Below are 23,015 nucleotides of genomic sequence, written 5' to 3'. Positions count from 1 at the left end.
TGACTGATAGGTTCCTGCTCTAAAAACCAAAAAAGTTATGCACAAAGATGAGGAAAAGGCTCATGCGTTTGGGTTTCCCCTCATTTCCCGCATTCCTTTGTCCACACTTTATGCACAACTTCATTCATGATTTACGATCTTAAAAACATCCCGTTAAAGCACTTTGCTCAAGAATGCTTTGGTTCTTTCATGCTGAGGGTTACCGAATAATTCATTCGGCTCATTTTCTTCCACGATATACCCTCCATCCATGAATATCACCCGGTCCCCGACTTCCCGGGCAAAGCCCATTTCATGTGTAACGACGACCATTGTCATGCCTTCTTTAGCCAGTTGTTTCATTACCTCCAAAACATCGCCGACCATTTCAGGGTCAAGGGCCGAAGTCGGTTCATCAAATAGCATGATCTTCGGATTCATCGCCAATGCCCTTGCGATGGCGACCCGCTGTTTTTGTCCGCCGGAAAGTTCCCCTGGATAGCTATTTGCTTTTTCCTTTAGACCAACCTTATCCAATAACTCAAGCGCTAATCTTCCTGCTTCCGCTTTATCGGTGGCACGAATTTTAATAGGGCCCAAGGTTATGTTCTCCAAAACGGTCTTATGAGGAAATAGATTGAAATGTTGAAAAACCATTCCAACTTCTTGCCGGACTTTGTTTATATTGATTTTCCTTTTAGGATCGGTTATATCATGTCCGTTAATGACCACCTCGCCACCCGTAACTTCCTCAAGGAGATTCAGGCAACGCAGGAATGTACTCTTTCCAGATCCAGAAGGGCCTATTACGCAAATTACTTCCTTTTCCTGCACTTCTGCATTAATATCTTTTAAAACTTCGACAGTTCCAAATGATTTTCTCAGGTTTTTTACTGTAATGATGCTCATCGAACTTGTACCCTCCTTTCTATGAAATTAGCAATTAGGGTTAACAAATAGATGATGATAAAGTAAATCACACCTACGGCCAGCCAAATCTTGAATGCTTCAAAAGTTGCCGAAGCTTGAATCTGACCTTGCTGGGTTAAATCGGCTATACCAATGACGGATAATAGAGAAGTATCCTTCAAGCTGATGATCGATTGATTCGTAATGGTAGGGAGCATCCTTCTAAAGGCTTGCGGAAGCACGACATATCTCATTGTTTGAGCTCCAGTGAACCCGATGGATCTTGCCGCCTCCGTTTGCCCTTTATCGATGGATTGTATCCCTGCCCTTATTATTTCAGCAAAATATGCCCCTGCATTGATTGCAACGGTAATTATTCCAGCTGTTGTACTGTCCAAAGAAATCAAATTCAATGAATTCACACCAAAATAGATAAAAAATAACTGAACGATGAACGGTGTCCCTCGTATTGCATCCACATAAACCTTTGCAATCCAGTTCAAGATTTTGATGGGGGCAAGTCGCAGCAATGCGACAAGTAAACCAATCAAAAACCCTAGGATAATGGCAATCACAAAGATATAAAGTGTCACCTGAAGTCCTTTTAATAAAAGTGGCAACGCCGCAACAATTATATCCATTTCTTTCACCCCTTTGAAAAAGAAAGCGCGCAATAAGCGCGCCTAATGAGCTTTAATCTATTGTTTATTAACCTTATTCACCAAGATACGTTTTTATAATTTCATCATACGTGCCGTCTTTTTTAAGATTGGCAAGACCATCATTTATTTTTTTCAATAAATCCTCGTTTTGCCCTTTCAATACAGCAATTCCATATTGGTCACCATTCAAACGGTCACCTACGATTTTCAACCCAAGATCTTTTTGGGCGATTGCATATGAGATGACAGGATAATCTTCTATAAGGGCATCCGCATTACCGTTGGCCACTTCCTGGAACATCGCTGGACTATCATTGAATTGAACAACTTTGATTCCTAGTTTCGTAGCATTATCCTGTGCATATTTAGCACCTGTTGTTCCTTTTTTCACTGCTATGGTTTTTCCTTTAAGATCCTTAACGGTTTTAGTGCTTGTATTATCTTTCTTAACAACTATTGTTAACCCTGCATCAAAATACGGTGTTGAGAAATCCACTACCTTTTTTCTTTCCTCTGTAATGCTCATTCCCGCAATGGCCACATCAAGCTGATTGGCTTGCATAGCCGGAATGATTCCACCGAAATCCATTGGAGACAATTTGATTTTGAAATCCTGGTCTTTCGCGATTGCATTGATCAATTCAATATCGATACCTTTATAGTCGTTCCCCTCTTTAAATTCAAAAGGAGGATAAGTCGTATCCACACCAACTTTATATACCTTTTCAGGTTTCTTTTCCTCACCTGCATTTTTTCCTTCATTGGTTCCACAAGCCGAGATAAAGATAGTTAAAATCAAAAACATACTCAATAAACCAAGTTTCTTCATTCAAATCACTCCAATTCTAAATTATACGTGATAATAAATAATTCTCCCTATAATATAGCATAAGAATAAAGTATTATAATATGAATTTTCAGAATAAATATTATTTTCTCCAAATAATTTTTATGGATGTTTTTCCTAATATTGTTCATGTGATGGAAAATACAAAAAGGCTATGGGATCCTTCTCGATAAAAATGGCCGATCATGTCATCAATACCTCTAAAACAAGACCATTGGAGGGTGGTATTCACCAGGGTCCTTTAGTCATCCCTAATAGTAGATGCCCATTAGTTGGATAAGAAAAAAACTAAATCAATTAACTTTTGGATACTTTTAAACTGGAATACAAGGAATTGTTTTTCCGCCTTCCACTCCCCCTGCTTCAAATGTCCTCCGCAACCGTGAGTCCTACCATGTCTACTTCTATCAAAAAAAGGCCAACCAGTAATTTTTACTGGTCGACCTTATAATACCAACGCATCCGTTCGATTTGTGATCGAATTAAGATTCATTGATTTGCACTAAAGCAGCAATATTGCGATGGGTGCCGTAATAATTAACGTGATGAGTGTCCGTTCAAACCAGATTACAATCAACTTCGTAATGCTGATCGGGATTTCGGTTGATAGGATACAAGGTATCGTCGCTGAAAAGAACAATATGGATGAAACAGAAACCACGGCAATGATGAACTTAGTTACCAGAGGTGCATCAACTACAAGAAGCGCCGGCAGGAACATTTCTGCAATTCCTATAGCTGAAGCTTTGGCAGCCAAAAATGGTTCAGGTATTTGCAATGCCCAGGTAAATGGGTAAAAAAGATAGCCAAGTAAATTAAATATTGGAGTGTACTCCGCTAATACAAGGCTGATGAGACCAACGGATAAAATGGACGGCAGAATGCTCATTGTCATAAGAAAACCGTCCTTTAAGTTCTCCCATAATTTCTGCCAAGACTTACGGAATTATTTGCTCCCACCATCGCACTGTTCCAGGCATTTCGGAAAAGTCCTTCTTTGATAACTTCTTCTGGATCCGCATTATCCGAATAATATTCGTCGCTCATTTTATTTAATGGCCAAATGCGTACGGTAATGGCAGTGACAAGGTACGTGATCCCTAAAGAAACCCAAAAGAAAAGCGACCATAAATCCATAAGCCCGAGGGTTTTTGCTACAACGATCATGAACGTTGCTGAAACCGTTGAAAAGCCAGTTGCAATAATAGCTGCCTCTTTAAGGGTGTATTTTCCTTCTTTATATAGTCGATTCGTAATAAGCATACCAATGGAATAGCTACCTGCTAAATCAGCAACCATATCAACCGCTGAACGCCCCGGCGTTTTAAATATCGGCCTCATGATCGGCTGCATCAGTACACCCAAAAATTCGAGAAGCCCGTATCCAATGAGAAGCGCCAAAAATATAGCACCTAAAGGAACGACAAGACCTACAGGTATGACAAGTTTTTCGAAAAGGAAAGGACCCATACTTGGGGCCATTAACCATTCGGGTCCGATCTTGAAATATATTAAGATCGCAACAACAGCACCTAATACTTTTAATAAAGAAAAAACGATTGATACTTTATCTTTGCTCCAGGTTTTTGAAATAAATGGATAAACAGCTCCTAATAGAATGACAATAAGAGCATAAATGGGAACGGCTGACGGCAAGGTTACTTTGATCCATGTTACTATATGATCAATTGGTATGCTTGAAACACCATTTATGGTAATGGGAATAAAAAACATAAAACTTCCTATTAAACTGTATATAATAAACTTCAGTACATTCGTAGTAGATTGAATCTGCGGCTCCTCTTGTTTCGTATTTGTCGCAACATTTGGTGATTCCATAATCATTCCCCCTTTAATTTAATTGCCTATTGGGTAAATTCTGGCGTCATGCCCACATCCAATCACGTAAAGTATCACCTTATTCCAGCAGCAAACACCCCAGCTATGTGCCGCTTTCCCATCCCCCGTGTACCGGTGCACAACTAAAACCCGGTAATATTGTTCATTAACATGCGAAGCACTGCCACTTGTTGCGAGACTTTTATATGCAATCCTGTTCTTTTTTTAATATCTTTACCCTTTCACTTGTATCCGCTTTCATTTTGCTTGTCCTCCTCATTATTTAACATTCATTGTATACTGAAAATTCTAATAATAATTTTACTTTTTGATGATTATTTTATAATTTATATTCTAAAATTCATCTATTATTGTCCTTTTTATAATCTATATTAAAATCAGAGCGAAATTTAAGAGCAGAATCTATAGTTTTGGTACCAAAAACTAACTGAATGAGTGGTCTATTAAGCTTGGGCAGATAAAACTCAGTGTTCCTGCCCCTTTTTTGCATAAGAAACAGAGCTGAACGTCACACATCCAATCAAGCTTTCTTTTATATGCTTTTTGCTCCCAACTTGGGGATAAATAGTTCTTACTCTTACGTTTAATTATCTGTTAAATTGGGGAAATATAAATTCAATCGACGATGACTTAATAACTAGGATGGGTATGATGAGAATTAAGGTAAAAAAAATAATATATTACCTGATTAAATTAAGAGGGAAAATCTTTATACCATTTGCCATTTTATACATATTAGTTGCAGCATATATTGCTTTTTCTATAGAGCCACAGACGTTCGAATCATATTTAACTTCAGTTTACTGGGTTCTTACAACGCTTGCTACGGTTGGTTTTGGTGACTATGCACCGGTCACCGATCTTGGAAAAGCATTTACCATCGGTCTATACATAACGGGTATTGGGCTTGTTAGTCTTTTTATTGGAAAAATCATTAAATCTGTATATCTTATCGAAAAACGTAAAGTTGGTGGAAAAATGAAATATACAGGTAAAAATCATATCATTCTGATTGGATGGAGTGAAAAGTCAAAATCAGCAATTCAAGAAATTTTTAAATCTGATGAAACCATCGATATTGTAATCATTGATAACCTGGAAAAATCCCCCATGATGGAGGAGCGTCTGTTTTATGTTCGCGGGGATGCCACGGATGAAGAAACATTACTCCGTGCAAATCTGCCTAAAGCAAAAGGCGTTATCATTTTTGCTGACCAAATAACACAAGATAATTATGCTACAAAGGATCCGTTACTTGTCGATGGAAAGACATTATTAGTTGCCACTGCCATAACGTCCATTGAAGAAAAAACCAATACGGCAATACACGTCACCGCTGAGGTAATCAATCAAAAGCATATTCGTTTATTTGAGCGTGTAAAGGTGGATGAGTTTATTCCTACACAAGAAATGATCTCCCACGCAGCAGTACGATCATTATTTTCTCATGGAGTCACTCACATGTATTCAGAACTTATGAGCTCAAAGTATGAAGAGACGATGTATGAGATTTCTAAACAAGATGAATGGCGAACCTATCGTGATGCATTCATGGACCTTCTTAATAAAGGGGCCACACTGGTAGCAGATCGTGGTGACCTTAACATAAACCAAAAATTAGATGCACGAATTCCTGATGATGCACAGCTTTTCATAATTTGCGATAAAGAGACCATTTCTAAAATAAATTCAAAAATACATTAGAAGCAGAAATCTTTAGGGATGCTATAATGGCATCCCTCAGTTTGTAGACAAAAGGGTTTTATCTAATGTTAAAACTAAGTTGATTGGAGCGGGTGTTCGAGACTCCTGCTTAGAAAAGCGCGTCTAGGGTAGACCCCGCAGTCGCAAGCCGAGGGAGGACCGCCCGCGGAAAGCCGAGGGCCTCTCGTTCCAATCAACGTCCAAATTGTACAAGCCATAAACTCAATTTTCTTCGAATTTGCCTGCAAATATGCATCCTTAATTGAATAGCAAAACAAAAAAAGAACCTTCAATCAAAGATCGATTAAAGGTTCTGTTGTTTTTAATTTCAATGTTGCTTCGATATCCAAAAATTAACTATAAACTAGCTCTTTTTTTTTGCTAAGACCAAGCGTCTCTGATGTTGAAGTTTGAATTTCGTGTAAAAGCTCTGTATTTTCCATTAGTGACTCTCCATAAGAAGGAATCATTTCTTTAATTTTCGGTTCCCATTCTTTCATGCGTTGCGGGAAGCATTTATTAATTACCTCAAGCATAACGTGAACAGCAGTAGAAGCCCCTGGAGAAGCACCTAGCAATGCTGCAATTGAGCCATCGGATGCACTTACAACTTCCGTACCAAATTGAAGTGTACCTTTGCCGCCTTCAGCAGTATCTTTGATAACTTGTACACGTTGGCCAGCTACTACTAAATCCCAATCCTCGCTCTTAGCGTTCGGGATGAACTCTCGTAACTCTTCCATACGCTGTTCTTTCGATAACATAACTTGCTGGATCAGGTATTTTGTCAATGGCATCTCTTTTGCGCCAGCCGCCAACATAGTTAAAACATTATTCGGTTTTACGGAAGTTATTAAATCGAACATTGAACCTGTTTTTAAGAACTTCGGTGAGAAGCCCGCAAATGGTCCAAATAGCAACGATTTTTTATTGTCGATAAAACGTGTATCAAGATGCGGAACAGACATTGGTGGTGCACCAACTTTAGCTTTTCCGTATACTTTCCCATGATGCTGTGCAACAACTTCCGGATTATTACATACCATGAAATATCCACTTACCGGGAATCCTCCGATATGTTTCCCTTCAGGAATGCCGGATTTTTGCAGTAAATGCAAGCTTCCGCCCCCGCCTCCGATAAAGACGAATTTAGCATTATGACGTTCTACGCTACCGGTATCGACATTACGCACTTTTAATTCCCATGAGCCATCACTGGCACGTTTAACATTATCAACACTATGTTTATATTTGATATCGACGTTTTGAGCCTTTAAGTGGTCAAACAACATGCGTGTCAGAGCACCGAAGTTAACGTCTGTACCGTAATCAATTTTTGTTGCCGCTATAGATTCATTCGATGGACGGTCTTGCATAATAAGTGGAATCCATTCCATCAGTTTTGCTGGGTCATCGGAATACTCCATACCTTGGAACAGAGGATTTTTGGACAGCGCTTCAAAACGTTTCTTTAAGAACGCTACATTTTTATCCCCTTGCACCATACTCATATGAGGCAATGGCATGATAAAGTCTTGCGGATTATCAATCAGCTTACAGTTTACAAGATACGACCAAAACTGCAATGAAACTTGGAACTGTTCATTTATTTTAATTGCTTTGCTAATATCTATAGATCCGTCAGCTTTTTCGGATGTATAGTTAAGCTCGCACAGCGCAGAATGACCCGTACCCGCATTATTCCATTCGTTAGAGCTTTCTTCTCCTGCGTTTGCAAGCTTCTCAAATACTTTGATTTCCCATTCCGGTGCTAACTCTTTCAGTAATGATCCCAAAGTCGCGCTCATGACTCCGCCGCCAATTAAGATAACGTCTGTTTGTTTCTGTATGTTGCTCATTATAACCTTCCTTATCCCCTATATTTGCAAAAAAGATGTAGGCGCTCCTGCTTAGGTGTCAAAAAAAAGCCCGGCACGAACTAGGAACACACCTTTTCTGTCTCCTTATAACTATATCATAATCTATTATTATTATTTCATAGATTAAAATATTCTACTATTACTTTTTTTGTTAAAATGTTGATTTTGAGAAGAAATTAGCTTAAACTTATCCGCCCCGATAGTCGCATTAAAAGATTTCTTCAGCAACTTCCCATCATTGAAGGAATAAACTGTTAGTGAAATAATATTGACAGATTCGAAAAAGCCAGGAAAATACACATTTATTGACAAAAACAGAAGGGAAATTAGAACTTTCTGTAACCATTTCCCTAAAAAACAAGGACCTTCCTGAAATTGCTAAACTCTTAACTTTTTAACTTGTATCATAAATTCCATCCAATTATTAGATATTATAACAATACCAATAATTACTGAAAGCTAAACCAATATAAGGTAATGTCACCGATAATATTCTTAATCTTAAGACTTATCTCATAGTCCCTCATTGGTATAATTTCTTAACTTATTGCTATTACAAAAAAACATTATTTCTATTATTTTTGCAAGAAGATATTTTCAACTTTGTGTTCTGACCCTTTTTTCAAGACGAGTTTTGCCCGTCCTTTTGTCGGCAGTATATTTTCATGTAAATTTTTTAAATTAATTTCTTCCCAAATTTGAGTCGCTTTTTTTATGGCCTGTTCTTTAGAAAAGTCAATATAACGATGGAAATAGGATTCGGGACTTTGAAATGCAGTCTTTTGAAGTAAAAGGAACCTTTCGACATACCACCGCTCTATGTCGTTAACATCTGCATCTACATAGAGTGAGAAATCAAAAAAGTCACTGACGAATACTTGATTTTCCTTGTCAACTTGAAGAACATTAACACCTTCCACTATTAGAATATCCGGATTACAGATCGTCTGCACTTCATTTGGCAAAATGTCATACTTCAAATGTGAGTAGATTGGAACTTCCACTTTATTTTTTCCCGCTTTTACATCTCCGATAAGATTGATTAACTTTTGGGTATCATAACTTTCAGGAAACCCTTTTCTTTTCATCAATCCTTTTTCTTCTAAAAGATCATTTGGGTACAAAAAACCGTCGGTAGTGACAAGACCTACGTTTCTGTGATTATCCCATCTGGATAATAAAGTCTGAAGTAACCTTGCAGTCGTACTCTTTCCTACAGCAACACTCCCTGCAATCCCAATGATATAAGGTACTTTTTTAGCATCAGTTTTTAGAAATGAAGAAGTGGCTGTGTTAAGCTGTTGGGATGCCTCAACATGTAAATTGATCAAACGAGTCAAGGGCAAATAAACCTCTTCCACTTCCTGAATGGATATTTCTTCATTTATTCCTTTTAAGTTATCCAATTCTTCTTCAGTTAAAGGAAGAGGGGTATGGTTTCGCAAAGATGCCCACTTTTTTCGATTGAATTCAAAATAGGGAGTATAGGAACTCATGATTTTTCGTTACCTCACTTTTTAGAGTTACTATCAGTTTAACAAGGATGATGTCCATAAAAAAGATGTTCCTGATCCCTTATTCACTAAATTGATTAAGCTTTGAATGATAACCCACCTGTCTCCAAAGCTTCCCTAAGTTTCGGTAAAGAAGCTGGTCCCATACCGTGGAATTTCAAAATTTCTTTTTCACTATATGTTGATAGCTGTTGTAAAGAGGTTACCCCATTGCTTTCCAATGCACGTCTGGCAGGTGCCGAGAGCACTGAAAGGAATCCTGTATCAGGTTTTCGTTCCTGCTCACATACAGGACAGGTTGGACAGTCACTGGATTTATAGTATTTGTGTCCCTTTTCGCAAGTCCTCAAATTCTTCTTTGAAGTGGTCATTGTCAATTTCTCCTTTTCTCTGGCTTTTAAGTCCAAACATAAAAAGTTCACCCTTCACAATGAAGCAATCATTTTAATCCATTTTATCATTAATTTCATTGGAAAAGGGTTGCCGCAGCAACCCTTTGCAAAACCCAAAGTGAATGATGGATTAACCCACTTTGTCCTCCTTCTTAGCCTCTGTCTGAGCATTGGCTTGTACACGCTTGTCTATTCCAAAAGCGAAATAACTAATTGCTACGATAGCCAGAAAACCTATTCCAACCATAAGAGATATACGTGTGTCATCATTAAACCACATACCGATCAATACCATGATCAAGAAAGCGATGGTCAGGTAGTTTGTAACAGGTGCAAACGGCATCTTGAATGGATGATTGTGCATTTCAGCTTTTTTGACCTTCCTGAATTTAATTTGACTGATCAGAATGACAAACCATGGAATCATTCCAGGAAGTACACTCGCACTGTATACATGCACAAATAAATTTTCTGGTGCAATATAACTTAAAACAACTCCAATCGCTAAACCGACAATCACTCCGAACGTACCGAATAAAGGGACACCGCTATTAGATACTTTTGCAAAGAACTTTGGAGCTTGTCCATTCATCCCTAATGTGTAAAGCATGCGTCCTGCACTGTAAATACCACTATTGCAGCCAGACATTGCAGCCGTGATTACGACAAAATTAATGATTCCAGCTGCTGCCGTGATACCAACCTTCGCAAAGGTCGCAACAAATGGACTGCCAATTGAACTTAATTGATCCCAAGGGTAAACGGTTACAATAATGAAGATCGCACCGATATAGAAGATTAAAATACGCCAAATGGTACTTTGAATCGCTTTCGTTATCGTTTTTTGCGGATCTTTTGCTTCACCAGCCGTAATCCCAATTAATTCTACACCTTGATAAGCGGCAACCACCAGTGAGAGAGCAAAGAAGAAGCCCTTCCAGCCGCCTGTAAATAAACCGCCATGTTCCCAAAGATTCGATAACCCTAAGGCTTCCCCTCCGTTACCGATTCCAAAGAAAATCAGTCCAAAACCTGCAACGATCATTAAAATAATCGTTACGATTTTAATCAGTGCAAACCAAAATTCAATTTCCCCAAAGGATTTAACGGAAATTAAGTTCGCTGCTCCAAGAATCACCATTGCAATTAAACCTGGAATCCAAGCAGGGAGATCAGGGTACCAATACTGCATGTACGTCCCCACTGCAATAATTTCTGCCATCCCGACGATAACCCACTGGAACCAGTTACTCCAAGCTGTCATATACCCTGCCAATGGATGAATGTACTTATAACCAAACGTTGCAAAAGAACCTGTACTTGGCTCTAAGTACAACATTTCCCCCATTGCGCGCATGATCAAGAATATAAATAAACCAGAGATCGCATAAGCTAACATTACAGACGGACCTGTCCATTGAATCGTGCTGGCTGAACCCATAAATAAACCGACACCAATCGTTCCGCCCAAAGCGATCATCTGAATATGACGACCTTTCAAGTCCCTATTCAAATCTTTGTTTGCCATTCCATTTCCCCCTACACTACTAATAGTCGAAATTTTATGCAAGATGCTTATTACACTCCCTATTTAGTATAGAAATGATATAGCAGGCACCACTTTATTTAATCTTTCTTAAAGCCGCCTCATAAAATCACTCTTCACTTTTAAGCATCCCTGACAGTCAGAAAGATTACTATCCATTTTCATGTTATTTCTTTATTCTGTCCGAGGTGCCATAGAAAGCGCTTACTTTTTACCGGTTATAACAGTTCACCCCTCATACGTAAAAATTCCCCTGTATAAAATAACTCGAATAAAAGAGTTTTGCAACTCTTTTATTCGGCTGGCAGGTTTATTACGCTGTTACCAAAAGGGACTTTAATCTCAGCTTTAACAACATATCATTGGTCATTTTCTCCAAATCATATTCCGCCTTGAATCCCCACTCTTCCTTTGCACATGTTGAATCAATTGTATTTGGCCAACTGTCTGCAATGGATTGTCTTACAGGATCGACTTCATAATTCATGACAAATTCCGGTATATGCTTTTTAATTTCGGCTGCAATTTGCTCCGGATCAAAGCTCATGGCAGAAACATTGAAAGAATTCCGATGTTTCAATTTTGAAGCATCTGCCTCCATTAAAGCAATGATGGCAGCTAAAGCGTCCGGCATATACATCATGTCCATATACGTTCCCTTATCAATGTAAGAAGTATATCGCTTGTTTTTAATCGCTTCATAGTAAATTTCAACTGCATAGTCGGTAGTTCCGCCGCCAGGAGGTGTGACATACGAAATCAGTCCCGGGAATCGAAGCCCCCTCGTATCAACCCCAAATTTATGATGATAATAATCACATAATAACTCTCCGGATACTTTATTCACGCCGTACATCGTATTCGGCCGTTGAATGATGTCTTGCGGTGTCCAATCTTTAGGAGTGGTTGGACCAAACGCACCAATGGAACTAGGTGTGAATAATTGGCAATCGAGTTCTCGTGCCGTTTCCAAAGCATTGACCAATCCGCCCATGTTTAAATGCCAAGCTAAAAGCGGCTTCTTTTCAGCTGTTGCCGACAATAAAGCGGCCAAATGTATAATCGTATCCACTTCATGTTTTTTTGCCATGTTAAACATCGCTTTTTCATCCGTAACATCCAAAACTTCAAATGGACCTGATTGAGCAACATCACTGTCCGTTTTTCGGATATCTGTCGCAATGATATTGTCAGCTCCATAAACCTCTCTCATTTTTAGCGTCAGTTCTGAACCAATTTGACCTAAAGCTCCCGTTACCAAGACCTTTTTCATCAAAAATCCCTCCCCATGTTTTAAACTCTGAAACAAGCAATCTACTTATATGATCGACATCTCTTTTCCTACTTTTTCATAAATGGCCAATGCGCTATCCAACATCTCTTTTGTATGAGCCGCAGTAGGCATATTCCTCACTCTTCCTGTACCTTTTGGAACGGTAGGGAATACGATGGATTTAGCATACACACCTTCTTCATTCAGCCTCTTGCTGAATTGCTGCGTTTTTGCTTCATCACCTATAATGCAAGGCGTAATCGGTGTTTCGCTCTCCCCGATATCAAACCCTAATTCTTTTAGGCCTTTTTTCAAGTAATCGCTATTTTCCCAAAGCTTATTTTGAAGTTCTGAGCTATTCATCAAAATATTGATGGCTTCTATGCTAGCTGCAACTGCTCCCGGTGTGGCAGCCGTTGAAAATAAAAATGGACGGCTTCTCACCTTTAACCAATCAATCAAATCTTTCTTTCCTGCTACATAGCCCCCAACAACACCAATGGCTTTGGATAATGTTCCAATTTGGAAATCCACTTTATCCGATAACCCAAAATGTTTAACCGTTCCTGCACCATTACCTAATACACCCGAACCATGCGCATCATCAACATACGTAATTAAGTCGAACTCTTTGGCAATCTTCACAATTTCAGGAAGTTTGGCTATATCCCCATCCATCGAGAACACTCCGTCGGTAATGATCATGATCTTGTTATACAATCCGGATTCCTTTGCTTGACGTGCTTTTGTCCGTAAATCGTCCATGTCGGAATGGATAAAGGGAATGATTTTCGCCTTGGATAGTCGGCATCCATCAATGATTGAAGCATGATTCAGTTCATCTGAAAGAATGGCATCGTGTTTATCCATCACTCCTGAAATCGCTGCCATATTACAGTTAAATCCAGATTGATAAGCAATGGCTGCTTCTGTATGCTTAAACTCGGCGAGCTTTTCTTCTAATTTGACATGAATATCTAACGTTCCGTTGATCGTACGAACGGCACCTGCACCGACACCATATGTTTTCGTCGCTTCTATGCAAGCCTCTATTAATCGTCTATCTGTTGCTAAACCTAAATAATTATTGGATGATAAATTAATTAGCTCCCTGCCCGCAATCGTGATAACCGGACCATTAGCACCTTCCACTGGATCAATAACGTTGTAAAGTCCCTTTTCTTTTAAATCTTCCAAATTTTCTTTCAAAAATTCATTTAATATTTCACTTGACATTTAATATACCCCCTCATTGATGGTTGGAATACATGCAGGATTTTTATATGTTTTACACCTATTTTAAAAATATTGTATTTTTTCCCTTTTTTTCAAAAATACACGTGTCTTCTCCAGAAACACACAAAGAATTAGTGTAAATCCCTTTATACTAAGTGTTATAACAATCATATTAATGGATAATTTTAATGTTGTCCATATTGTGCGGACAAAAAAATTGAATTTTTGTAGTTCTTACAATCAACATCCGCCTAAAATGCGTTTAAATCAATGAAAATACGAAGAGAATTTCATCAATTTTCCAAGGCAACCGATGTTATATCTACTGGTTTTTTGGGGACCTTAACCAGTAACCTAATTAAGGAGGGGTATAGTGAAAACGGAAGATGAAAAAACCTCAGATGGCCTAAATGAGATTTTTGAGATTATCAATGCAAAAGGTGACATTGGGGAATTAAAAGAAATCGTCCAAAAACCTGATGAACAAACAAATGAAGACAAGTAAACCAAGGGGAATATCCTCTTTAAGTTTGTTGACAAAAGAAAGTTCAGAATGGTTCAATTCCTAATCATGAATTGTTTTTGGGACTTATTTTCCTCTCCAGGCAATCGCTTTCCCGAGCAGTCTTAGCGCCTGAGGGGTCTCCCTTGGACATGATTTTCTAAGCAGGAGTCCCGAACACCCGCTCCAACCAATTGGATTGTTTTTTAAAGATAAAAACTGCAGTCAAATCCGAGTTCTTCCAATTTGTCCATAGTCAGCAAGGGGATTAATTATCCTCTTTTTCGTCTGTTTTACATTGTACTAATGGACGCTTAAGTCCATTACAACTAAAAAATGAGCTGCTGATCAGCTCGGATATTGCATTAAATCTCATGTACAAAAAACAAAAAAGTCATGCAAAAGAATGGGATAAAAGGGCTAGAGAATAAGGATTTTCCCTATTTCTTCCTTGTCCACAATCCATGCACAACTAACAAAATTACTCCTTTACTGCACTAACCCTATGACAATAGTGCTCCATACATCAGATTTCCATGTCCCACCGTTTCTTTTCGGTCTCTTTCATCAGTTTTTCCGTTTTCTCGGGATGGACAGTACGGAATTTATGGTGGTCAGCCGGGATGATTTCGATCATCTTTTCTATCATATCTTCCGGATCGAATTGGTTTTTTAATCCCTTTTCTTGCTTTTTCATATCCTCTGCTCTTGTAAAATTCTTTTCTCCATCGTACCATTTCCATTTTTCCTCAGCTGCCCTGTCGTTAAAACCGGTATTGTAGGCACCCGGATTGATGGTCGCAACCTGCACCCCAAACTCCTCCAGCTCATCCTTTAAGGTTAATGCCATTCCCTCGATGGCATGTTTGGTTGCTGCATAAGGACCGCCGTATGGTGTCGTTATGATCCCAGCCATTGAACTTAAGAACACGATTTTCCCTTTTCCTTTTTTGACCAGCTTTCTTGCAGCAAACTGAACGGATTCTAGTGTAGCGAAAACATTCACTTCGAAGATCGCCCTGAATCGGTCCATCGGCATTTCTCCGAGCGGTCCTCCTTCATTGATCGCCGCATTTGCAACAAATACATCAAAGTCATGATTATCAATTCCTGCTCGATCACGTTCATTTGTAATATCCAATTTGAAGACTTCCATATCCAAGCCCCGTTCCCGCGCCTCCCTCATTAGATCCGTTTTCTGGGAAGTGATTTCCGTTGTGGCAATTACACGGTGTCCCTGCTTTGCTAACCCGAGTGCAGCTCCTCTTCCAAGCCCGCTGCCCGCTCCAGTAATGAAAATTGTTTTGCCCATCTTTCATTCCTCCTATCAAGCTTCTCTATGTCTCTTCTTCCCATAAACGAATGGTATAAACCATTTAAAATGGTCTGCGTGTTTATCCATTCTTTTAAAAGGAAAAAAACTATATCAAGTTTATTCCTGCATCTATATTCAAGTTAAGCGCATAATTAACAAGTAGAGATATCCAAAGAAATAAAGGAGAATGACTATGAATTATCAGAATATCACCATTGCCGGCAGCGGCGTTTTAGGCAGTCAGATTGCATTTCAAACCGCATTCAAAGGATTTAACGTATCAGTATATGACATCAATGATGAAGCATTAGAACGTGCAAAAGATAGGATCATTAATTTGAAGCCCTACTATAAAGAAGACCTAGGAGCTGCGGAGGAAAATCTTAATGCTGCTTATGCCCGCATTTCTTTCCACAGTGATTTATCTGGGGCAGTTGCCGAAGCTGACCTTGTGATTGAAGCGATTCCGGAAGTGGTTCAAATCAAAACGGATTTTTACACAGAGTTAGGAAAAGTCGCTCCTGAAAAAACAATTTTCGCTACAAACTCTTCTACATTATTACCAAGCCAATTTGCCGAAGCGACAGGCCGTCCAAAAAAATTCCTGGCTTTACACTTCGCTAATGAAATCTGGAAAAACAATACCGCAGAAATCATGAAACATCCTGGAACGGATAATGAAGTGTTCGAGGAAGTGATTGAATTTGCAAAAGCGATTGGAATGGTTCCTCTGCCTTTACATAAAGAGCAGCCAGGCTATATATTGAATTCCTTATTGGTTCCTCTTTTGGATGCTGCCCAAATGCTCTTATTAAAAGGAGTGGCTGATACGGAAACCATCGATAAAACATGGATGGTCGCAACAGGAGCACCCCTTGGACCTTTCGCCATTTTAGATGTGGTAGGAATCAATACCGCTTATAATATTTCACTTGCAAAAGCGAAAGCGACAGGTGATCCAGAAGTTGAAAAGCTGGCTAACTTATTGAAAACAGAGTATATCGATAAAGGGAAAATCGGAAGAGAAGCAGGAGAAGGCTTCTATAAATATCCCAACCCCAATTTCGCAAAACCAGACTTTTTAAGAGGCTGATTGAGAAGGTGCCTTGAAGGTCCCTTGTGTTTCTTTACTATTTCGCACTTTATATCCCTTCAATAACATCATTAAAAAAAGACCATGAAATCGTGAAAAGTAATTTCCACGATTTCATGATCTTATTCATAATGGGCATGTTACAGTGTTATCCCCTATATCTCAAAGTTAATCCTTTTAAGAAATTCCTGGCGTATCGATCTCCACACTCTTTATAATTCCTATGACCCACTTTTCTTAATATAGCGCTTAATTCCCCTTTGGTTATCATGACTCCTGCTTCTTCCAAAATATCAATCATATCCTCACTGGTTAATGATAATGCTATTTTCAGTTTCTTCAGAAGGATATTATTCACACTTTCCTTATGCTTTACAGCCGGTGCCGGACTTTGAGGCTGACCAGGTTTTGGCTCTTGTCTCCCTCTTTTAAAAATGATCAATCCATTTAAAAAGGACTCTAACATCATGTTATTGCAGTTTACCCCATCATCAGCTTCATCCATATCATCATATTCTTCATAATAATCATCTTTTGGTTTTGTGAGCATCTGCATGACTTCTTCCATTGTCACTTCGATCTCCCCGAGTTTAAATATCTCAACCATATCTTTATTTTTAATATCCAGCGCATATCTTAATCGAATTAATATATCATGATTATGCATCCAAAACCCTCCTATGTATTTCTCGATTTTCACAGTACTTTCATTATTTCACAAATGGTTGGAAATAAACGCAGATTAAAATCCGAGAACCTTTTACAGATTCCCGGATCACTCTGCTTATTCTTTAATCAGCTTCAATGAGGTTACTACTTCCACATGGCTCGTCTGCGGGAACATGTCCACGGGCTGCATGGCCTCCACGCGATATGAAGAGCCCAGTTCTTGTAAGTCCTTCGCCAATGTGGACGGGTTGCATGATACGTACACTATGGTTTTCGGTTTAACTTTCAAGATTGTCTGCAGTAAAGATTGGTCACAGCCGGATCTTGGCGGGTCGACGACCAGTACGTCCGGTTTCCAGCCTTCTTTGGTCCAGCGTGGAAGGATATTCTCGGCTTTGCCTGTTTCATAGTATACATTGTTGCGTTTATGTTTTTTTGCATTTTTCTTGGCGTCCTCAATGGATTCTTTGATGACGTCCATCCCTCTGACTTCCTTGGCATTTTCAGATAGCCATAGCCCAATGGTTCCAACACCGCAATAAGCGTCAACCACTTTTTCCGTGCCGGTTAAGGCTGCTGCTTTTTTCACTTCATCATATAAGCGAACAGTTTGAACCGGGTTAAGCTGGAAGAATGTACGGGCTGATAGTTCGTATGATAGGTCACCCAATGTTTCGTTGATGACTTTTTCGCCTGCCAGGTGAATCGTTTTTTCGCCAAAGATCAGTGATGTGTCCCGGTTGTTGATGTTTTGTACGACCGATTTCACTTCTGGCAATTGGTCACGAATTTGTTTTAGCAACTGATCTTTTTGTGGAATTTCCTCCGCTCCCGTCACAAGGACAACCTGCACTTCACCTGTTTCAAATCCTACCCGTGTAATGACCGTACGGATAACACCTTTTCTTTTTCTTTCGTTATAGATCGAGATGTTCAGGTTCTTTAGTATCTTTTTCACTGTACGTGTCACCTTATTCGTTGCCTTATGCTGTACAAGGCAATTCGGGATATCGATCAGTGTATGGGAATTCATCCCGTAAAGGCCAGCAATCAACTTGCCATCTTTTTGGCCGACTTGGTACTGACTTTTATTGCGATAATTCCAAGGATCTTCCATCCCGATCGTTTCTTTTATATTTAATGAAGAAACTGGGAATTTCGAATGACGTTCCATCGCTTGAATGACGATATCTCGTTTTTCAATAAGCTGCTGGTCATAGCTCAAATGCTGCAACTGACAACCGCCGCATTCTGCGTAAACCGGACATGGCGCTGCAATGCGATGCGGTGATTCTTTACGGATGGTTTTTATTTTCGCCTCGGTGAAGTTTGGCTGAACCTTTGTAACCAAAGCTACAATTTCTTCACCAGGTAATGCTCCTGGGACGAAGACGACTTTCTTTTTGAAATAACCGACTCCCTCTCCGTTAATCCCCAGCCGTTTAATCGTAAGCGGAAGGGTTTGATTCACTTCTAGTTTTGTATCTTGAATGTTTGTCATTTCTTTTCACTCCGTTTTTCAATGCTTCTCCACAAATAGAGGGAAGCGTAGCTTAGATATGGAGCCCATTTTACACTATAGGACTCCATTTCTTCTTGGGTTGGCTTTTGCGGTAAGCCATATAATATTTTCAAGGCATTTTGAATGCCAATGTCGGCTTTAGGAAATAGGTTCGGCCGGCCAAGTCCAAAAAGCAGGAAGTTTTCAGCCGTCCATCTACCGATACCGCGTATTTTTATTAGTGTATCCATAACCTCTTGATCGGATAGCTTTTCCATTATATCAAGGTCGAGATGGCCCTGAATGATCTGCTCGGAAAGTCCGATGACGTATTCCGCTTTCCGGCCACTGAATTGAATGGCTCTTAATTGCTCGATTTGAAGTTGGGCGGTTGTTTCCGGTGTCGGATAAAACCAGGCGCCCTCCATCTGGAAGCCGAAAGTTTTAACGAATCGTTCCGTGAGCGTATGGGCAAAAGATAAGTTCAATTGCTGATGTATGATGCATTTGACGAGGCAACTGTAGTAATCGAAGTCCAAGACTATGGCAGTACCGCGGTGCTCTTCGAATATTTCCCGCAAATCGGATTCCCGGAAGTGCCGGGAAACGCCTTCTAATGGCTGATGCCAATGAAAAACCTTTTTTAACCGTTCGATTGCTTTTGACTTGTACACCTCTGATTGACCTTTGATGATAAAAGATGGTTCATCGATATTTCCTATTGCCTGAACCTGCAAAACGATTGGTTCTTTTTCTATATATAGCGGAACTTTTACCGTCCTGTTAGTAAAATCAACTACCTGAAGTGGGTCTAACGATAATCGTTCGAGAACAAGATCGAAATTATAGGGTCCTTGAACCTGTAATTTTTCTGTCCACACAAGCGATCCATCCTTTAGCAGTTTTCCACGTATTATAGCATGTTTCCTGAAATATTACTTGAGATTGAGAAGAATGGATAAAAGCGGGACCTGAAATATCACGACAGGACCCGCTTCTCATTTTAATAAAGCATTCGGTTCGGCAACTGTTTCTCAATCATTACTTCATCAAGGCTACCAAAAGTGTACCCCTGTTTTTCAAGATCCGTCAGAATCGAGTCCAATGCTTCCGCATTATCCTTCGATACGGTATGCAATAATAAAATCGCGCCGGGATGAATCTGCTTAAGCACTTCATCATGTGCAAAAGCGGCACCCTTTTGTTGATCTACAATCCAGTCCCTATATGCCAGTGACCAAAAGATGTGGTAATACCCTTCTTTTTTTGCGATCCTCATTGTTCTCTCATTAAATACGCCACGAGGCGGCCTTAAATAGTTCATTCCCTTTTGCCCCGTTAATTTTTCCGTTGCTTCTTTTACCCGCTCAAGCTCGGTGCGAATCACATCGTCCGTCACGCTGGTCATATCCGGATGGTTCCATGAATGGTTTCCTACGATATGTCCCTCATTGGCCATACGGACAACAAGCTCAGGTGCCGTTTTTAAGTAATGACCCGTGACAAAAAAAGCACCAGGTGCACCATGTTTCTTCAGAACATCTAAAATCTGGGACGTATAGCCATTTTCATAACCGTTATCAAAGGTTAAATAAACGACTTTTTTCTTTGTATCCCCCTTATAAATCGCTTCATATTCAGGCAGCATTTCATTGAATTTTTTTCCGGCATCGGCAGGTGTCCCATTTTTTCCTTTATTGAAACCCCAGTTATAGGATTCTGCAAAAGCTGGACTGGCCAAAGAGCATATCAAGCATATAAAAGCGGATAAAATCACCATTTTTTTCATTGGAATATCCCCCATGTCTTTTTTCTTATTGTTTGGAACATGGAGATTTATATGCATGATATTGTGAAGGTCGAATCCCTTCCGCAAAACCAATCCCACGCAAAAAAAAGGCCCTTCCTCCGAAAAGGATAGGCCTCCATGTTTTTTTATCCTTTAAATAACGCTTGTGCCGCCTTCCAAATAATGGCGATAGCGAAAATGAGAACGATTACAATTCCGACTACGTCAAGGAATGTTTCAAGACCGGAGAAAATCGTGTTTGCCACAGGAAGTTGGATGAAAGCAAAACCGGTTATCATGGCGAAAAAGAATAAGATGTAGTTATTCTGCATGAAAATCCCTCCTTTCTCTTCTAATGTATGTGCGACCATTCAAAAAGATTGTACTTTTCTGAGGTAATTTTCGCCTTTTTTTTCATATACATGTACCAAGGGGGGAATGTAATGCTGGAATGGGTTATCACTCTAGGCTTTGTTGGTTGTCTTGGTTTAAGTGGTGGAGTGTTTGTTCATTTTGTGAAAAGCGGATTGAATTTGGAGGATTCATCAAGGATCGATCCACTGCCGGAAATCAAAGAGTAAGATATGCAAAAGACGCTCAACCTTTTGGTGAGCGTCTTTTGCCAAACATTTATTTAAATACCGGTTCTTTGAATTGTGCCAATTTTTCCAATGAAGATTGCTGAACGTCTTTATGCAGGCTGTTTCCATGTGAATCCATGGTAACTACTGCAGTGAATCCTTCAACATTCAGATGCCACATTGCTTCTGGAATACCAAATTCAGTGAAGTTCACACCTTCGACGGATTTGATGCAGTCTGCATAATATTGAGCAGCCCCGCCGATTGCATTTAGATAAACGCCGCCGTGTTCACTTAATGCTTCTAGTGTTTTTGGTCCCATTCCGCCTTTACCGATAACTGCACGGATGCCGAATCGCTTCATGATATCGCCTTGGTATGGTTCTTCACGAATACTTGTTGTTGGTCCGGCGGCCTTCACATGCCATTTGCCCTCTTCATCCTTCAGCATAACTGGTCCACAGTGATAGATGATTTGTCCATCCAGGTCGATTGGTGCAGGATTTTCAGATAAGTGCTTGTGGATGGCGTCACGGCCTGTATACATTCTGCCGTTAATATGAACTACGTCACCCACTTTTAATTCACGGATTTGTTCTTCCGTGATTGGTGCTTGCAGGGTGATTTCACGGGAAGCTTCAACGTCCGATTCTGCAGCGGCTGCCACTTCATCCTTCGCTGCTTTTTCTGCTTCCAGAGCAAAGTCGATTTTCTCGCCTTCTTGATACAACCACTCATTGATTTCGCCTGTTTCAGGATTGACTTTAACTCCTAAACGGCGGAACGCCCAGCAGTTGTAAGCAACGGATACGAAAAAGCTTGCCGGAATACGGTGCATGACCCCGATTTTACATCCAAGCAGTGTAGTTTCGCCGCCAAAGCCCATCGTGCCGATGCCCAATTCATTAGCAGTCTTCATGATGTAATCTTCAAGTTGACGAAGATCTTCATTCGGATTCACATCTTCATTACTGCGGAAAAGTTGAGCCTTAGCCAGATCATATCCGGATGAACGGTCCCCTCCGATACCCACGCCGATGAAGCCGGCACTGCAGCCTTGTCCTTGTGCTTGGTAGACAGAGTGAAGGATACATTTACGGATTCCGTCCAAATCACGGCCCGCTTTTCCCAATCCTTCAAGTTCCATAGGCAGACTGTATTGGATGTTCTTATTTTCACAGCCGCCACCTTTTAAGATGAGACGAACATCAATATAGTCTTTTTCCCACTGATCGAATTTAATGACAGGAAGACCTTCCCCAAGGTTATCCCCGCTATTTTCACCCGATAAAGAATCAACTGCGTTCGGACGAAGTTTTCCGCCTTTTGTCGCTAAGATGATTGCATTTCGAATTGCTTTTTTTATTTCAAGTTGGTTCACGCCAACCGGAGTTTTTATTTTGAAAGTCGGCAGACCAGTATCCTGGCAAATCGGTGATACATTGTCGTCAGCCATTGTAATATTATTCGTGATGGTGGTCAGGCTCAATGCAGAACGAGTACCTGCATTTTCACGTTGTTTTGCACTTTTGACCGCACGACGAACATCCTTTGGAAGATTCGTTGAAGTTTCAACGATAAGACTGTACATACTTTCTTGGAATTTTTGAATATCCAAATTTCTCTTCCCCCTCTTATTTCCCCTAGATTAGATTTAATCATTTCCCTGCTTCTCTATAAATAGTGAATGATTCAACACCCGTTTTATTATACATCTAACATAATCTTTCGAAAACAAGTAATTATTTTTCTTAATGAACAGC

The 23,015-nt window shown here is 39.8% G+C and carries 20 protein-coding genes and 1 pseudogene; 4 read left to right on the top strand and 17 right to left on the bottom strand.

What is annotated here, in order from left to right; genetic code table 11:
• Positions 1–153: 153 nt before the first annotated feature.
• The 4 genes and pseudogenes from MHB45_RS00840 to MHB45_RS00825 all read right to left on the bottom strand — a co-directional run bounded on the left by MHB45_RS00840 (position 154) and on the right by MHB45_RS00825 (position 4,236).
• Positions 154–888, bottom strand: a complete 735-nt coding sequence (locus MHB45_RS00840) for an amino acid ABC transporter ATP-binding protein (RefSeq protein WP_048685183.1) — start codon at positions 886–888, stop codon at positions 154–156.
• Complete coding sequence (locus MHB45_RS00835; RefSeq protein ID WP_048685180.1) at positions 885–1,529, bottom strand: amino acid ABC transporter permease; 645 nt, start codon at positions 1,527–1,529, stop codon at positions 885–887. The genes MHB45_RS00840 and MHB45_RS00835 overlap by 4 nt, the downstream gene beginning before the upstream one ends.
• Before the next feature lie 73 nt (positions 1,530–1,602).
• Entirely contained in the window at positions 1,603–2,379 is a 777-nt protein-coding gene (locus MHB45_RS00830; protein WP_048685177.1) for a transporter substrate-binding domain-containing protein, read from the bottom strand.
• Positions 2,380–2,899: 520 nt separating this feature from the next.
• A pseudogene (locus MHB45_RS00825) lies at positions 2,900–4,236 on the bottom strand (YjiH family protein).
• Positions 4,237–4,908: 672 nt separating this feature from the next.
• On the opposite strand from MHB45_RS00825, the gene MHB45_RS00820 reads away from it, so the two are divergent.
• On the top strand, positions 4,909–5,961 hold the full coding sequence (locus tag MHB45_RS00820) for a potassium channel family protein (protein WP_048685174.1): 1,053 nt from the start codon (positions 4,909–4,911) through the stop codon (positions 5,959–5,961).
• Positions 5,962–6,314: 353 nt separating this feature from the next.
• On the opposite strand, the gene MHB45_RS00815 is transcribed toward MHB45_RS00820, so the two are convergent.
• The 6 genes from MHB45_RS00815 to MHB45_RS00790 all read right to left on the bottom strand — a co-directional run bounded on the left by MHB45_RS00815 (position 6,315) and on the right by MHB45_RS00790 (position 13,802).
• Complete coding sequence (locus MHB45_RS00815) at positions 6,315–7,820, bottom strand: malate:quinone oxidoreductase (RefSeq protein ID WP_048685171.1); 1,506 nt, start codon at positions 7,818–7,820, stop codon at positions 6,315–6,317.
• Between the two features lie 596 nt (positions 7,821–8,416).
• On the bottom strand, positions 8,417–9,337 hold the full coding sequence (gene coaA, locus MHB45_RS00810) for a type I pantothenate kinase (RefSeq protein WP_048685168.1): 921 nt from the start codon (positions 9,335–9,337) through the stop codon (positions 8,417–8,419).
• Between the two features lie 95 nt (positions 9,338–9,432).
• Positions 9,433–9,726: an RNA polymerase alpha subunit C-terminal domain-containing protein gene (locus MHB45_RS00805; protein ID WP_048685166.1), complete on the bottom strand. Its 294-nt coding sequence runs from the start codon at positions 9,724–9,726 to the stop codon at positions 9,433–9,435.
• A 151-nt stretch (positions 9,727–9,877) separates the two neighbouring features.
• The gene (locus tag MHB45_RS00800) at positions 9,878–11,275 is read right to left on the bottom strand and encodes an amino acid permease (protein ID WP_034305642.1); all 1,398 of its coding nucleotides are present in this window, start codon (positions 11,273–11,275) and stop codon (positions 9,878–9,880) included.
• A 331-nt stretch (positions 11,276–11,606) separates the two neighbouring features.
• The gene (locus MHB45_RS00795; RefSeq protein ID WP_053533708.1) at positions 11,607–12,566 is read right to left on the bottom strand and encodes an L-threonine 3-dehydrogenase; all 960 of its coding nucleotides are present in this window, start codon (positions 12,564–12,566) and stop codon (positions 11,607–11,609) included.
• 45 nt (positions 12,567–12,611) lie between these two features.
• The gene (locus tag MHB45_RS00790; RefSeq protein WP_048685159.1) at positions 12,612–13,802 is read right to left on the bottom strand and encodes a glycine C-acetyltransferase; all 1,191 of its coding nucleotides are present in this window, start codon (positions 13,800–13,802) and stop codon (positions 12,612–12,614) included.
• A 373-nt stretch (positions 13,803–14,175) separates the two neighbouring features.
• Between MHB45_RS00790 and MHB45_RS00785 the strand changes: the two genes are divergently transcribed.
• A complete protein-coding gene (locus MHB45_RS00785; RefSeq protein ID WP_260088796.1) occupies positions 14,176–14,307 on the top strand; it encodes a hypothetical protein in 132 nt (43 codons plus the stop codon).
• A 523-nt stretch (positions 14,308–14,830) separates the two neighbouring features.
• Here the strand turns inward: MHB45_RS00785 and MHB45_RS00780 are convergent.
• Entirely contained in the window at positions 14,831–15,616 is a 786-nt protein-coding gene (locus MHB45_RS00780; protein ID WP_072272372.1) for an SDR family oxidoreductase, read from the bottom strand.
• Between the two features lie 196 nt (positions 15,617–15,812).
• Here MHB45_RS00780 and MHB45_RS00775 point away from each other — a divergent pair, with 196 nt between their 5' ends.
• Positions 15,813–16,712 (top strand): 3-hydroxyacyl-CoA dehydrogenase, encoded by a 900-nt coding sequence (locus tag MHB45_RS00775; protein ID WP_048685156.1) that lies wholly within the window; start codon positions 15,813–15,815, stop codon positions 16,710–16,712.
• A gap of 148 nt (positions 16,713–16,860) precedes the next feature.
• Here the strand turns inward: MHB45_RS00775 and MHB45_RS00770 are convergent, their stop codons facing one another.
• The 5 genes from MHB45_RS00770 to MHB45_RS00750 all read right to left on the bottom strand — a co-directional run bounded on the left by MHB45_RS00770 (position 16,861) and on the right by MHB45_RS00750 (position 21,003).
• Positions 16,861–17,379, bottom strand: coding sequence for a YehS family protein (locus tag MHB45_RS00770; protein ID WP_072272371.1), 519 nt, complete (start codon positions 17,377–17,379; stop codon positions 16,861–16,863).
• Positions 17,380–17,496: 117 nt separating this feature from the next.
• Complete coding sequence (rlmD, locus tag MHB45_RS00765) at positions 17,497–18,882, bottom strand: 23S rRNA (uracil(1939)-C(5))-methyltransferase RlmD (RefSeq protein WP_048685151.1); 1,386 nt, start codon at positions 18,880–18,882, stop codon at positions 17,497–17,499.
• On the bottom strand, positions 18,879–19,763 hold the full coding sequence (locus MHB45_RS00760; protein WP_048685148.1) for a DNA-3-methyladenine glycosylase family protein: 885 nt from the start codon (positions 19,761–19,763) through the stop codon (positions 18,879–18,881). Before MHB45_RS00760 ends, rlmD begins: the two co-directional genes overlap by 4 nt.
• A 122-nt stretch (positions 19,764–19,885) precedes the next feature.
• Positions 19,886–20,671, bottom strand: a complete 786-nt coding sequence (pdaA, locus tag MHB45_RS00755) for a delta-lactam-biosynthetic de-N-acetylase (RefSeq protein WP_048685241.1) — start codon at positions 20,669–20,671, stop codon at positions 19,886–19,888.
• A gap of 146 nt (positions 20,672–20,817) precedes the next feature.
• Positions 20,818–21,003 carry a hypothetical protein gene (locus MHB45_RS00750; RefSeq protein ID WP_034306471.1) on the bottom strand — a complete coding sequence of 62 codons (186 nt, stop codon included), beginning with the start codon at positions 21,001–21,003 and terminating at the stop codon, positions 20,818–20,820.
• 111 nt (positions 21,004–21,114) lie between these two features.
• Between MHB45_RS00750 and MHB45_RS00745 the strand changes: the two genes are divergently transcribed.
• Positions 21,115–21,252 (top strand): hypothetical protein, encoded by a 138-nt coding sequence (locus tag MHB45_RS00745; RefSeq protein WP_164468808.1) that lies wholly within the window; start codon positions 21,115–21,117, stop codon positions 21,250–21,252.
• Between the two features lie 49 nt (positions 21,253–21,301).
• On the opposite strand, the gene MHB45_RS00740 is transcribed toward MHB45_RS00745, so the two are convergent.
• Positions 21,302–22,870, bottom strand: coding sequence for a fumarate hydratase (locus MHB45_RS00740; RefSeq protein ID WP_034305659.1), 1,569 nt, complete (start codon positions 22,868–22,870; stop codon positions 21,302–21,304).
• Positions 22,871–23,015 lie beyond the last annotated feature (145 nt).

Source organism: Peribacillus sp. FSL K6-5616 (assembly GCF_038008245.1).
In the GTDB taxonomy this organism is placed as follows: Bacteria; Bacillota; Bacilli; order Bacillales; family DSM-1321; genus Peribacillus; species Peribacillus frigoritolerans.
This window is presented reverse-complemented; position numbering and strand designations above follow the sequence as displayed.